We start from the raw sequence: 12,732 nt of genomic DNA, 5'->3' as shown, positions 1-12,732 counted from the left end.
AACTAAAAGCACCCACATATCAAGATTACAGTTGTAAAAAACACATAAATTAAGGCACAGCGCATGGCAATTAAGTTAGGTATTATTTCAGATCCTATTAGTGGATTTAATATTAAAAAAGACACCGGTTTTGCAATGATGATGCAAGCACAAACCCGTGGCTACGAAATTTACTACATGGAAATGGATGATTTATCGCTGCGTCAAGGCAATGCCTACGCCACTGCAGCCAAAGCTCAAGTTTTTGATAACGCTCAAAAGTGGTACCAACTTGAAGAAAAAGAAACCATAGCGCTGGCTGATTTAGACGTTATTTTAATGCGTAAAGATCCGCCTTTTGATACTGAATATATTTACGCAACGTATATTTTAGAGCGTGCAGAGCAAGCAGGCACATTAGTGATTAATAAACCACAAAGCTTGCGCGACGCCAATGAAAAACTCTTTACAGCTTGGTTTAGTGAACACACGCCAGATACATTAGTAACGCGCAGCCAAAAACAAATCCGTGAGTTTTTAGCCCAGCATAAAGATATTATTTTAAAACCGCTTGATGGCATGGGTGGCGCCTCTATTTTTAGAGTAAAAGCCGATGATGCTAATATAGGCGTAATATGCGAAACCTTAACCGAGCATGGTAGCCGCTTTGCCATGGCGCAAAATTATATCCCAGAGATCACTCAAGGCGATAAGCGCGTATTGGTTGTTGATGGTGAAGTGATTCCTTATTGCTTAGCGCGTATTCCACAAAATGGCGAAACACGCGGTAATTTAGCCGCAGGCGGTCGTGGCGAAGCACGCCCAATTAGCGAATCAGATCTTAAGATTGCAAAGGCGGTCGCCCCTACTTTGAAAGAAAAAGGCTTAATATTTGTAGGTTTAGATATTATTGGTGATAAGTTAACTGAGATTAACGTAACAGCGCCAACCTGCGTAAAAGAAATTGAAGCCGCTTACGATATTTCAATTACCGGCATTTTATTTGACGCCATAGAGAAAAAGCTTAATAAATAAATTATCACTGAACCAGCTCTAAGATATAAAGCGATGACGCTTATTGTGTCATCGCTGAAAACTCGAATAAATTTTTAGTGTTAAAACATGGGACTATGCCATACTCAAGATTCAATAACTAAAAGGGTAAAACTTATGCAGTCATTAGAAAATCACTTTTTAATCGCAATGCCATCAATGCAAGACCCTTTTTTTAAACGTGCCGTCACTTATATTTGTGAACACAACGAAGAAGGCGCTATGGGATTGGTGATCAATCAGCCGATTGATGTCACCGTAGGTGAGTTACTCGACAAAATTGATATTGATAACGATAAATCTCAACATGCCGCGCAAGTGACTGTGTTTGCTGGCGGGCCGGTAAAAACAGACCGTGGCTTTGTGCTACATTCACCTAAACCTGGGTACTCGGCAAGCCAAAAGTTGAGCAGTGATATTATGATCACCACCTCAAAAGATGTGTTAGCCACGTTAACCACAGCCCAAGCACCCGAACAATTTATTATTACTTTAGGCTACTCCGGTTGGGAACAAGGTCAATTAGAGCAAGAGCTACTAGATAATAGCTGGCTGATCATTAAAGCCGATCCTAAGATAATTTTTGATACTCCAGTAGAAAAACGCTGGGAAATGGCAGTCTCTATGCTTGGTTTTGATATTGGCCAATTAAGCCCCGAAGCTGGACATGCTTAGGGTCTGTTGACCTTTGCGGATTAAAATTTGTTCAAACTAGGGGCGGTTTAATCGCGGCGCGAAGTTTGTAACCTAGTGGGCTAAGTAAAAACCGAGCAACAAAGAGTAAATCGCCCCTAGGCAGAACCCTTCGGGCAGCGCCTGTTTGGCATTGATGCTGCGTTATCGCCTATTTATGGGGAATAACCACACCACAAAGGCTCTGCCTTGCCCAAATACCAAACAGACTGCTGCAAATTCAACCTTGAAAGGTTAACAGACCCTAATAACATAAAAGATAAACATGACTAAAAAAACAGTAAAGCCGCAAGGTGAGCGTACAGTTATGGGATTTGACTTTGGTACCAAGAGTATTGGTATAGCTATTGGTCAAGAGCTCACAGGCAGCGCTACCAGCTTAAAAGCGGTGAAAGCCCAAGATGGCATCCCTAATTGGGATGACATTGCTGTACAAGTAAAAGAATGGCAACCCGATTTAATGGTTGTCGGGTTACCGCTAAACATGGATGGCACCTCGCAAGAGGTTACCTTTAAAGCTAAAAAGTTTGCTAATCGTTTGCACAACCATTACGGCATTGCAGTTCATACTCAAGATGAGCGCTTAACGACTGCAGATGCAAAAGCACGATTGTTTGAACGTGGTGGCTATAAAAATTTAGGTAAAGGTAACGTAGATAATATGTCTGCGGTGATCATTCTAGAGAGTTTTTTTGAAGCCAGTTATGGTGAATAAAGCACTTAACCCACATAAAAAAAGCGCCTAAGGCGCTTTTTTTGTATCTAGGTCATATGCCTTTGTCATCAAGGCCATCAATGGTCACACCTTGCAAAAAGCCTGCGCCTTGCTGCTCGTTATTACGTAGTTTAATCATCAAGCGTAAGTCATTTGGCGAATCCGCATGATGCAGCGCATCGGCATAATTAATACGTTGCTGCCTGTAAAGCTCAAACAGCGCTTGGTCAAAGGTTTGCATGCCCATCTCTGTTGATTTAGCCATGGTTTCTTTAATGCCACCAATATTACCGTTTTTAATTAGCTCACTGACCATTGGCGTATTAAGTAATACCTCAATGGCAGCAACACGCCCTTCCCCATCAGAGGTCGGAATAAGTTGCTGAGCAATGATAGCGCGTAAATTTAATGCTAAGTCATATTTAAGCTTATCGTGCTTTTCTTTTGGTACCAAATGCATAATGCGGTCAATCGCTTGGTTAGCATTGTTAGCATGCAGGGTGGCAACACATAAATGACCCGTTTCTGCAAAGCTCAACGCATATTCCATGGTTTCTTGCGAACGAATTTCACCAATTAAAATAACATCAGGCGCTTGGCGCAAAGAGCTTTTAAGTGCTGATTCAAAGCTTTCAGTATCTAAACCCACTTCACGTTGGGTAATAATACTTTTTTGATGCTCATGCACAAATTCAATCGGATCTTCTATGGTTAAAATATGTCCACGTTGATTGCGATTTCTATACCCAATAAGTGCCGCCAAAGACGTTGATTTACCGGTTCCCGTACCACCCACAAATAACACGAGTCCGCGCTTTGACATAATCACATCGGTCAATGCAGAAGGTAATCCAAGCTCTTTAACGTCGGGAATTTTAGTGACGATTCGGCGAATAACCATGCCCGCTCTGTCGCGTTGCCAAAAAGCCGAAATACGAAAGCGCCCTTCGCTAGTTGCAACCGCAAAGTTACATTCTTTAGTGTTATGAAACTCTGCTTTTTGTTTTTCACTCATCGCTGATTCGACTAATTCCAGCGCTTGCTCATCTGTTAATTTATCGTCATTAAGAGGAGTTAACTCGCCGTTAATTTTAGCGCTAATAGGAAGTTGGCTCGATACAAATAAATCAGAGCCTTTTTTGTCGATCATTATTTGTAAAAAGTGATTTAAAGATAAAGTCATAATAATTCCTTAAGCGCTAAACTGTGTCTTATCTTGCGCTTTTGTATATGCCGCTGAATGAGTGATAATGCCACGGTTAACTAGGCTTGTTAAACATTGATCCATGGTTTGCATGCCTTGCGACGCACCGGTTTGAATTGATGAGTACATTTGTGCAATTTTATCTTCACGGATTAAGTTACGAATAGCAGGCGTTGCCAACATAATTTCATGTGCAGCCACTCGCCCTCCCCCTACTTTTTTTATCAGTGTTTGCGAAATAACTGCACGTAATGACTCAGAGAGCATAGAGCGGATCATATCTTTTTCTTCGCCAGGGAATACATCAATAATACGGTCAATGGTTTTAGGTGCAGAGGTCGTATGCAAAGTACCAAACACCAAGTGACCCGTTTCCGCAGCGGTCATAGCAAGGCGAATAGTTTCTAAGTCTCGTAGCTCACCAACCAAAATAACATCAGGGTCTTCACGAAGTGCGCTGCGTAGTGCATTAGAAAAGCTATGTGTATCACGATGAACTTCCCGCTGATTAATTAAGCTGAGTTTATTATCATGAACAAATTCGATAGGATCTTCAATAGTCAGCACATGATGATGCTTAGTTTGGTTAATGTAATCGACCATCGCCGCAAGCGTGGTCGACTTACCTGAACCTGTAGGGCCTGTGACTAACACTAGGCCTCGTGGGTTATCTGAAATTTGTTTAAATATTTCAGGTGCGCCTAAATCTTCAAGAGTGAGTACGTCACTCGGGATAGTACGAAACACAGCAGCAGGGCCACGATTAGAGTTAAAGGCATTTACACGAAAACGTGCTAAATTAGGGACTTCAAAAGAAAAATCCACTTCGAGATTTTGCTCATAGTCCTTACGCTGGTTATCGTTCATAATGTCATAAACCAGACTGCTGACTTCTTTATCTCCAAGTGCTGGTATATTAATACGTCGCACATCGCCATCAACACGTATCATAGGTGATACCCCTGATGATAAGTGCAAATCTGATGCTTTATGTTGCACACTAAATGCCAATAATTCGGTGATATCCATTTATGACTCCACAACTAACTGATAAATATATGGTTACAATAGCAGAACGACTCACATCCGCCTACGCTAGAATTGCAGAGGCAGCGCACAAAGCACAACGTAATAGTAACGATATTACGTTACTTGCAGTATCTAAAACCAAACCCGCTACTGATATTATGGCAGCTTATGATCAAGGGCAACGTCAATTTGGTGAATCTTATGTTCAAGAGGCTGTAGATAAAATAGCGCAACTAAACACATTTAGCGATATTGTTTGGCATTTCATTGGCCCTATTCAGTCAAATAAAAGTGCTTTAGTCGCTGCCAATTTTGCTTGGGTGCAAAGTGTAGACAGACTTAAAATAGCCAAGCGCTTAAACAGTCAACGCCCTGAGACAATGCCGCCACTGAATGTACTTATTCAAGTCAATATTAGCGAAGAAGAAGCAAAGTCTGGTTGTCACCCCAATGAAATCACTGAGCTGGCGCAATATATAGACCAATGTGCCCATTTACAGTTGCGCGGACTGATGGCTATTCCCGCTAAAAGTGACGATGCAAACACGCAAATTCAATATTTTGAGCAATTACAAACTTGCTTTGATAAACTACAGACCCAATATCCTCATATAGATACGTTGTCGATGGGGATGAGTAACGATGTAGAAGCTGCCATAGCGGCAGGTTCAACCATGGTGAGGATCGGCACAGATATTTTTGGAACACGAACTTAAAAGGTGATAACAGACATATGTCAGATAAAAAAATCGCATTTATAGGCACAGGTAATATGAGCTACGCCATCATTGGTGGCATGGTAAAAAACGGCTTTAACGCAAATAATATTATTGCGACTAACCGCAACCAAGAAAAACTAGCTAAGGTAGCTGCCGATTTCAAAGTGCAAACCACCAGTGACAATAACGAAGCTATGCGCGATGCCGATGTCATTGTTTTGTCTGTTAAACCACAAATGATGGGCGATTTATGTCAATCATTTCAAGATTCAGGTGTCGACTTTAGCGATAAATTATTTATCTCAGTCGCGGCAGGGTTAACCGTTAAGCGCTTACGTGAAATGCTTGGTCAAGATGTAAAAATGGTACGTTGTATGCCAAATACGCCATCATTACTTGGCCGTGGTGTATCTGGCTTATATGGTGCAGGCGAAACCCAAAGCGAGCATGAGTTTGTACAGCAAGTATTTGAATGTACCGGTATTGTTGTATGGGTAGAGCAAGAATCACAAATTAACGATGTGATAGCTGTTACCGGCTCTTCACCGGCTTACTTTTTCTTATTTATGGAAGCCATTGAAGAAAAAGCCAAAGCGCTTGGGTTTAGTGATGAAGACGCACGCCGCTTAGTGCAGCAAACCGCCCTTGGCGCAGCTGAAATGGCACTTAGCCAAACTGATATTAGCATTTCACAATTACGTTCAAATGTGACATCAAAAGGCGGTACCACGCATGCAGCTGTTGAGCATTTAAAAGCACAAGGTTTAACTAAAACCGTAGGCGATGCAATGGATGCGTGTATTGCGCGTGCAGTGCAAATGGAACAAGAACTTTAAAACCATTTTTTATTGAAGGTTATACTATGAATGCCATGCAATTTTTAATTAGCACCTTGTTTGATCTATTTTTAATGGTGGTACTACTGCGTTTTTGGCTACAGTGGGCAAAAGCCGACTTTTACAATCCGATGAGCCAATTTGTGGTGAAAGCCACTTCGTTTGCAGTTAACCCGCTGCGAAAAATCGTTCCGGGGCTAGGCGGGCTTGATTTAGCCTCTTTGTTGCTGGCATTTATAGTGGCTGCGGCAAAAATAAGTACCCTAATGTGGCTTATTTATAGCTCTTGGGCTATTCAACCTGTGCTTATACAGGCGCTAATAACTGTTTTAAAAGAAGGTTTAAATTTAGTCTTTTGGGTGTTAATTATCCGCGCTATTTTAAGCTGGGTAAGCCAAGGCTATAACCCAATTGAAGCGGTATTCCATCAGCTTACTGAGCCAATGTTAAAGCCTATCCGTAAAGTTTTACCGCCACTAGGAGGCTTAGATTTATCGGTACTGGTACTAATCATCGGCATTCAGTTTTTACAAATGCTGCTAATGGACCTTTTAGCTTAAGCATAACGTAATATAAAAGAGGCCTAGTGCCTCTTTTTACATACTCAGGAGTTAACTATGCAACGTTTAATGAAGTTTTGTTTTATTGCTTGTCTCGCTTTAGCATTTAATGCGCACAGCGCACAAGAACAAGGCGCTCAATATAAAGAACTAGGCCCTTGGCAAGTTCATTATATAGCCTTTCCATCAACGTTTATTCAGCCACAAATAGCCAAAACGTACGGCCTAGAACGCAGTGGCTATAAAGGCATTGTTAATATTTCTATCTTAAAAAATGATGCTAATAAAACAGCGCAAAAAGCGACATTACAAGGCACCGCTAAAAACTTATTAGGTAACAAGCAAACCCTTAACTTTAAAGAAGTGGTTGAAGGCGATTCTGTTTATTACCTAGCACAAGTAGATTACACCAACGAAGAGATTTTACGTTTTGAAATTGAAATCCAACAAGGTAACCAGTTCCAAACATTAAAATTTCAGCAAAAATTTTACGTAGATTAAATATGACCAACACCTTAGTACTTGCAACCGGCAATCCCGGCAAAGTAAATGAGCTGGCTAACATGCTCAGCTCGCTTAACATTAATGTAGTACCACAAAGCGACTTTAATGTCAGTGACGTGGCCGAAACAGGCACCACGTTTGTAGAAAACGCGATAATTAAAGCGCGTCATGCAGCTAAAATAACTGGATTACCGGCTATTGCTGATGATTCGGGATTAGAAGTTGATAGCTTAAATGGCGCACCCGGTGTTTACTCAGCTCGCTTTGCCGGAGCGGGTGCCAGTGATCAAGATAATATCGATAAATTACTGGCTGATTTAGGCGATAACCCTAACCGACGCGCTCGTTTTTGGTGTGTGTTAGTACTGATGCGTCACGCCGACGACCCCACCCCACTTATTTGCAGTGCTAGCTGGGAGGGCGAAATTACCCTTAGCCAACACGGTGAAGGTGGCTTTGGCTACGATCCTATCTTTTTTGTGCCATCAGAAAACTGTACCAGTGCAGAGCTGACAAAAGCGCAAAAAAATGCCCTAAGTCATCGTGGGCAAGCACTTAAAATGTTACTGCAAGAGCTACAACACAAAGGCGGCCTGTGAACCTTCCTCCACTGAGTTTATATGTGCATGTGCCATGGTGCGTGCAAAAATGCCCTTATTGCGATTTTAATAGCCACGGGCAAAAAGGTGACATCCCTGAAACTGAGTATGTACAGCATTTAATCGACGATTTAAAAGCTGATTTACACTTAGTACAAGGGCGTAAGATTCACAGTATTTTTATTGGCGGCGGTACACCAAGTCTATTAACCGGCGCGGCATACACCCGTTTACTCAAGGAAGTAGATAGCCTAATTGGCTTAAGCGATAACTGTGAAATTACCCTTGAAGCAAATCCCGGCACAGTCGAAACTGGCCGTTTCAAAGATTATGTAAAAGCAGGCATTAACCGTATCTCTATCGGTGTGCAAAGCATGCAGAACGATAAGTTAAAAGCTCTAGGTCGAATTCATGGTGCCGATGAAGCCAGTTATGCAGCACAACAAGCCAATGAAGCGGGGTTAAATAGCTTTAATCTTGATTTAATGCATGGCTTACCAGGGCAGTCTCTTGATGATGCACTGAGTGATTTAAAACAAATTATTGCGCTCAATCCACCGCATATTTCTTGGTATCAGCTCACGATTGAGCCCAATACGCAATTTGCTTCAAAACCGCCGACTTTGCCACAAGATGAAACCTTATGGGATATTCAAGAGCAAGGCCAAGCATTATTAGCACAAGCTGGCTATCAGCAATATGAAATATCAGGGTATGCAAAACCTGGCTATCAATGCCAACATAACTTGAATTATTGGCGGTTTGGCGATTATCTTGGCATTGGCTGCGGCGCTCATGGTAAGGTCACTGATGCGAAAACGGGGGTGATAACACGCACTGAAAAGGTAAAACACCCTCGGGGCTACATGGATATTATTAAACCCTACCTGTACAAAAGCTGGCAAGTAGAGCAAGACGACTTAGCGTTTGAATTTTTTATGAATCGCTTTCGTTTAATAGAGCCATGCCCTATAAATGATTTTAATGCGCTGACGCAGCAACCACTGCAAAGCCAACAGCATGCACTAGATAAAGCCATTAATGCCGGTTTACTAACAAAAACAGACAGCCACTGGCACGTTACACTCCAAGGCCAACGTTTTTTAAATGATCTACTTGCGTTATTTGTTTAGTGACAATAATAGGTTTCTAACAACAAAAGGGAAACGAATGCGTAAACTTACTTTAATTGCTGCCACCATCAGCGTGGCACTGCTTGCCGGTTGCCAACAAGCAACACAACAATCAACGTCTGCACCGGCGGTTCAAGCTCAACCTGTACAAAGTGAAATTGATAAAGCGAATGCTTTTTTTGAAGACACTTTTAATCGTGATGTAATGAGTAGCCCAGTTTATCAAACCTATATGGGCATCAAAAAAGATTACGATAAATGGGATGACAACAGCGAAGAAAAAGCGCTAAAAGACTTGGCACAAACTAAAGCCGATTTAGTCACGCTCAACAACATTGACCGTGCGCAATTAGATACAGCTACTCAAGTAAGTTATGATTTAAAAAAACAAGATTTAGAAGCCAGCATTGCTGATTTCAAATGGCGTTACCATAACTACCCAGTAAACCAAATGTTTGGTACACATTCTATGGTGCCGGCTTTTTTAATTAACCAGCATCAAATTAGCAACGTAAAAGAAGCCAACGATTACATTGCCCGTTTAAACGGGGTTCCGGGTGTATTCGATCAACTGATTACCGACTTAGAAATTCGCGCCGATAAAAACATCATCGCCCCTAAATTTGTATTTCCACACGTGATTGATTCAAGCAAAAACATCATTAAAGGTGCGCCGTTTGAACAAGGTGAAGATTCAACTCTTTTGGCTGACTTTAAACGTAAAGTAAATGCATTAGAAATCGACCAAGCTGAAAAAGATGCACTTATTAGTAAAGCGACTGATGCATTAAAATCGGCAGTTAAACCTGCTTACTCTAAGTTAATCAACTACATTGCACAGTTAGAAAAACGTGCTGATGACCGTGACGGTGCTTGGAAATTCCCTGATGGCGAAGCGTTTTACAATAACGCACTGAAACGCACCACCACCACAGACCTTACAGCAAAAGAAATTCATGCCATTGGCCTTGCCGAGGTGTCACGTATTCATGATGAAATGCGTGCCATTAAAGATAAAGTCGGCTTTGAGGGCGACTTAAACGCCTTTATGCAGTTTATGAAAACAGACAAGCAATTTTATTTAGCTAACACTGAAGCCGGTAAAGCGCAGTACCTAAGCGAAGCTAAAGGCTTAATTGATAACATGAAAACACGCTTAGATGAGCTGTTTATTGTAAAACCAAAAGCCGACATGATTGTAAAACGTGTTGAAGCATTCCGTGAAAAAGCGGCAGGTAAAGCGTTTTATCAGCAACCTGCGCCAGATGGTTCTCGCCCAGGTATTTACTACGCCAACCTATACGACATGGAAGCAATGCCTACTTACCAAATGGAAGCCTTGGCTTATCATGAGGGGATTCCGGGTCACCATATGCAAATTGCCATTTCACAAGAACTTGAAGGGGTACCTAAGTTCCGTAAATTTGGTGGTTACACAGCCTACATTGAAGGCTGGGGGTTATACTCAGAATTACTACCAAAAGAAATGGGCCTTTACGAAGACCCATATTCAGACTTTGGTCGCTTAGCCATGGAATTATGGCGTGCATGTCGTTTAGTGGTTGATACCGGTATTCACGCAATGAAGTGGACTCGTCAAGAAGGTATTGATTACTACGTTAACAACACTCCTAACGCGACTTCTGACGGTGTGAAAATGGTTGAGCGTCACATTGTAATGCCATCTCAAGCAACGGCTTACAAAGTAGGTATGCTGAAAATTTTAGAACTACGTGAAGATGCTAAAATGCAACTTGGCGATAAGTTTGATATCCGCCAGTTCCACGATGTAGTGCTTAAAAATGGCCCTGTACCATTAAACGTACTAGAAAACTTCGTTAATGAGTGGATTGCCAGCAAACAAGCTTAATTTTTAAGTATTTACTTAAAGGTATAAAAGGTCGCAATTGCGGCCTTTTGTTTTATAAAGCAAAAAATTAAGCTAGGATAAAGTTGGAACTCAAGGAGAACAGAATGGATCTAAGCATACAGCTACTCAATGCGCGTATTAAACAACAGCAGTTTGATGAACTAGATAACGATTTTAAAAAGCTCACTGAGGCACAGCAAGTAATACAGCTTAATTACCTGTTTGAAAGTGCGCTACGCATGAGTATTAAATACGATTTTATGCAAAACATCGCCATGCGTATTTTAACCACCAATACGCCACCAGCGCCGTTTATTGAAAAACTAACCAGTTTAGATGCGCTGAGCTTTTTTACGCCTGCACTTAAATTAAATAAGGGGTTTATTAGTACAGACGACACTGGCAATAACGCCCTGCATAATGTATTTAAACAAGCAATGCCCACACAACTGCCTTTTAATTATGTTCGCTCGTTGATGTTATTTGAATCTAATGAAGAGTTACTACATGCGTTAGCACATACAAATAAGCAAGGGCTCACTCCGGTTGCCAGTTACATTGCCTATGCACATAAGCCAAACTTCCCGATAAAACATGAATTTTCGGCCTTGCTCGCATTAATGGAAATAGAGCAAAAACAAAACCCTGCAGCAAAATTACAAATACTTGAGGCATTAAAAAATAACCCCCCAAGCGAGATAACCTTGCTACTAAGCGCCGCTTATTTACAGCGCTCTACTGAACAAGTGGCGCTCTAATCTGATAAGTAATATTCTACGCTGGTAACAACACGTACGTTTTTAATTTGCGGCGTGTTTGAATCCCGATCGCTAATGCTAAACTGCCCTTGGCGAGCTGTTTTAATTTTACCTAAGCGTGAATTTGAATCTTTAGCAAACTTATCTGCCACTTCACGAGCTTTTTCTGTGGCTTCTTGCACCATGGCTGGTTTTATATCGTTAAGCCCAGTAAAAATATACTCAATACGGGTTTGATAGTTGTCTTGCACAATAGCTATATTTTGTTTAGCTAACTGACTCACTTTGCTCAGTGCGTTTTTAACTTTATCAGGAGCATTTGAATACACAATAATATTTGAGCTAATAACATACCTAAACTTTTGATTATCATTCGCGTATTCACGGGCTTGCTTATCTATAATAGATTGAGTACCTGTCGATATTTCTTGATCATCAAAGCCGTGTAACTTTAAAAAAGCAATCACCGCATCATTTTTTTGCTCAACTCGCTCAACAAGCTTTTCAAGATTGTTGTCGGCATCGTTAAACTGTAAAGGCCAAATAACGGTATCTGCCACAACTTCTCGTTCAGCTAACCCTTTTACCTGCACCGTGCGCTCCATCCCTTTAATATCAAGCGCAGCCCCTTTTACAATAAAACCCAATGCAATTAGGCCAATGCTTAAACACGCCGCTGCCATAACAACGCTTAAATTCGATATTTTATTCACCTTAATCTCCTTGATTAGGGTCTGTTGACCTTTGCGGATTAAAACTTGTTCAAACTAGGGGCGATTTAATCGCGGCGCGAGGTTTGTAACCTAGTGGGCTAAGTAAAAACCGAGCAACAAAGAGTAAATCGCCCCTAGGCAGAACCCTTCGGGCAGCGCCTGTTTGGCATTGATGCTGCGTTATCGCCTATTTATGGGGAATAACCACACCACATAGGCTCTGCCTTGCCTAAATACCAAACAGACTGCTGCAAGTTTAACCTTGAAAGGTCAACAGACCCTAATATCAATAATAAGCACGTTCACGCTCGAAAAAACATAATAAACAGGTTACATTGAAAGGGTATAGATAGCAAAACTTAATCAG

General features: G+C 41.4%; 14 protein-coding genes. 11 read left to right on the top strand and 3 right to left on the bottom strand.

Features of this window, described 5'->3' with window-relative positions; translation table 11 throughout:
- Positions 1–63 precede the first annotated feature (63 nt).
- From gshB to ruvX, 3 genes are all read left to right on the top strand, one after another.
- Positions 64–1,014 (top strand): glutathione synthase, encoded by a 951-nt coding sequence (gshB, locus tag MTN97_RS04395; protein WP_013465847.1) that lies wholly within the window; start codon positions 64–66, stop codon positions 1,012–1,014.
- A gap of 135 nt (positions 1,015–1,149) precedes the next feature.
- Positions 1,150–1,707 carry a YqgE/AlgH family protein gene (locus MTN97_RS04390; RefSeq protein ID WP_013465848.1) on the top strand — a complete coding sequence of 186 codons (558 nt, stop codon included), beginning with the start codon at positions 1,150–1,152 and terminating at the stop codon, positions 1,705–1,707.
- A 283-nt stretch (positions 1,708–1,990) separates the two neighbouring features.
- On the top strand, positions 1,991–2,440 hold the full coding sequence (gene ruvX / locus MTN97_RS04385) for a Holliday junction resolvase RuvX (RefSeq protein WP_013465849.1): 450 nt from the start codon (positions 1,991–1,993) through the stop codon (positions 2,438–2,440).
- A gap of 52 nt (positions 2,441–2,492) precedes the next feature.
- On the opposite strand, the gene MTN97_RS04380 is transcribed toward ruvX, so the two are convergent.
- A complete protein-coding gene (locus MTN97_RS04380) occupies positions 2,493–3,623 on the bottom strand; it encodes a PilT/PilU family type 4a pilus ATPase (protein ID WP_248473768.1) in 1,131 nt (376 codons plus the stop codon).
- Positions 3,624–3,632: 9 nt separating this feature from the next.
- Positions 3,633–4,673 (bottom strand): type IV pilus twitching motility protein PilT, encoded by a 1,041-nt coding sequence (locus MTN97_RS04375; RefSeq protein WP_013465851.1) that lies wholly within the window; start codon positions 4,671–4,673, stop codon positions 3,633–3,635.
- Positions 4,674–4,675: 2 nt separating this feature from the next.
- On the opposite strand from MTN97_RS04375, the gene MTN97_RS04370 reads away from it, so the two are divergent.
- The 8 genes from MTN97_RS04370 to MTN97_RS04335 all read left to right on the top strand — a co-directional run bounded on the left by MTN97_RS04370 (position 4,676) and on the right by MTN97_RS04335 (position 11,652).
- Positions 4,676–5,389, top strand: a complete 714-nt coding sequence (locus tag MTN97_RS04370; RefSeq protein ID WP_138627459.1) for a YggS family pyridoxal phosphate-dependent enzyme — start codon at positions 4,676–4,678, stop codon at positions 5,387–5,389.
- A 17-nt stretch (positions 5,390–5,406) separates the two neighbouring features.
- On the top strand, positions 5,407–6,228 hold the full coding sequence (gene proC / locus MTN97_RS04365; RefSeq protein WP_036980188.1) for a pyrroline-5-carboxylate reductase: 822 nt from the start codon (positions 5,407–5,409) through the stop codon (positions 6,226–6,228).
- 26 nt (positions 6,229–6,254) lie between these two features.
- Entirely contained in the window at positions 6,255–6,788 is a 534-nt protein-coding gene (locus MTN97_RS04360; protein ID WP_036980190.1) for a YggT family protein, read from the top strand.
- A 57-nt stretch (positions 6,789–6,845) separates the two neighbouring features.
- Positions 6,846–7,289, top strand: coding sequence for a DUF4426 domain-containing protein (locus MTN97_RS04355; protein ID WP_248473767.1), 444 nt, complete (start codon positions 6,846–6,848; stop codon positions 7,287–7,289).
- 2 nt (positions 7,290–7,291) lie between these two features.
- Complete coding sequence (locus MTN97_RS04350; protein WP_036980194.1) at positions 7,292–7,891, top strand: XTP/dITP diphosphatase; 600 nt, start codon at positions 7,292–7,294, stop codon at positions 7,889–7,891.
- Positions 7,888–9,024, top strand: coding sequence for a radical SAM family heme chaperone HemW (hemW, locus tag MTN97_RS04345; RefSeq protein ID WP_069439857.1), 1,137 nt, complete (start codon positions 7,888–7,890; stop codon positions 9,022–9,024). Before MTN97_RS04350 ends, hemW begins: the two co-directional genes overlap by 4 nt.
- 37 nt (positions 9,025–9,061) lie before the next feature.
- Positions 9,062–10,894, top strand: coding sequence for a DUF885 family protein (locus MTN97_RS04340; protein ID WP_248473766.1), 1,833 nt, complete (start codon positions 9,062–9,064; stop codon positions 10,892–10,894).
- A 104-nt stretch (positions 10,895–10,998) separates the two neighbouring features.
- Entirely contained in the window at positions 10,999–11,652 is a 654-nt protein-coding gene (locus MTN97_RS04335; protein WP_214552229.1) for a hypothetical protein, read from the top strand.
- Here the strand turns inward: MTN97_RS04335 and MTN97_RS04330 are convergent.
- Positions 11,649–12,365 (bottom strand): SIMPL domain-containing protein, encoded by a 717-nt coding sequence (locus MTN97_RS04330; RefSeq protein ID WP_069439855.1) that lies wholly within the window; start codon positions 12,363–12,365, stop codon positions 11,649–11,651. The two genes, MTN97_RS04335 and MTN97_RS04330, sit on opposite strands and share 4 nt — an antisense overlap.
- Positions 12,366–12,732: the final 367 nt, after the last annotated feature.

Origin of the sequence: Pseudoalteromonas sp. 2CM36K (genome assembly GCF_023161865.1) — a bacterium.
In the GTDB taxonomy this organism is placed as follows: Bacteria; Pseudomonadota; Gammaproteobacteria; order Enterobacterales; family Alteromonadaceae; genus Pseudoalteromonas; species Pseudoalteromonas tetraodonis.
The sequence above is the reverse complement of the archived record's forward strand: the minus strand, read 5'-3'. Positions and strand labels throughout refer to the sequence as shown.

Bases quoted from the DNA above. Each gene is read 5' to 3' on its own strand.
- MTN97_RS04350 (WP_036980194.1), top strand. From the start codon at position 7,292: ATGACCAACACCTTAGTACTTGCAACCGGCAATCCCGGCAAAGTAAAT.
- MTN97_RS04390 (WP_013465848.1), top strand. From the start codon at position 1,150: ATGCAGTCATTAGAAAATCACTTTTTAATCGCAATGCCATCAATGCAA.
- MTN97_RS04355 (WP_248473767.1), top strand. From the start codon at position 6,846: ATGCAACGTTTAATGAAGTTTTGTTTTATTGCTTGTCTCGCTTTAGCA.
- MTN97_RS04370 (WP_138627459.1), top strand. From the start codon at position 4,676: ATGACTCCACAACTAACTGATAAATATATGGTTACAATAGCAGAACGA.
- MTN97_RS04380 (WP_248473768.1), bottom strand. From the start codon at position 3,623: ATGACTTTATCTTTAAATCACTTTTTACAAATAATGATCGACAAAAAA.
- proC (WP_036980188.1), top strand. From the start codon at position 5,407: ATGTCAGATAAAAAAATCGCATTTATAGGCACAGGTAATATGAGCTAC.
- MTN97_RS04360 (WP_036980190.1), top strand. From the start codon at position 6,255: ATGAATGCCATGCAATTTTTAATTAGCACCTTGTTTGATCTATTTTTA.
- MTN97_RS04375 (WP_013465851.1), bottom strand. From the start codon at position 4,673: ATGGATATCACCGAATTATTGGCATTTAGTGTGCAACATAAAGCATCA.
- MTN97_RS04340 (WP_248473766.1), top strand. From the start codon at position 9,062: ATGCGTAAACTTACTTTAATTGCTGCCACCATCAGCGTGGCACTGCTT.
- ruvX (WP_013465849.1), top strand. From the start codon at position 1,991: ATGACTAAAAAAACAGTAAAGCCGCAAGGTGAGCGTACAGTTATGGGA.
- MTN97_RS04335 (WP_214552229.1), top strand. From the start codon at position 10,999: ATGGATCTAAGCATACAGCTACTCAATGCGCGTATTAAACAACAGCAG.
- gshB (WP_013465847.1), top strand. From the start codon at position 64: ATGGCAATTAAGTTAGGTATTATTTCAGATCCTATTAGTGGATTTAAT.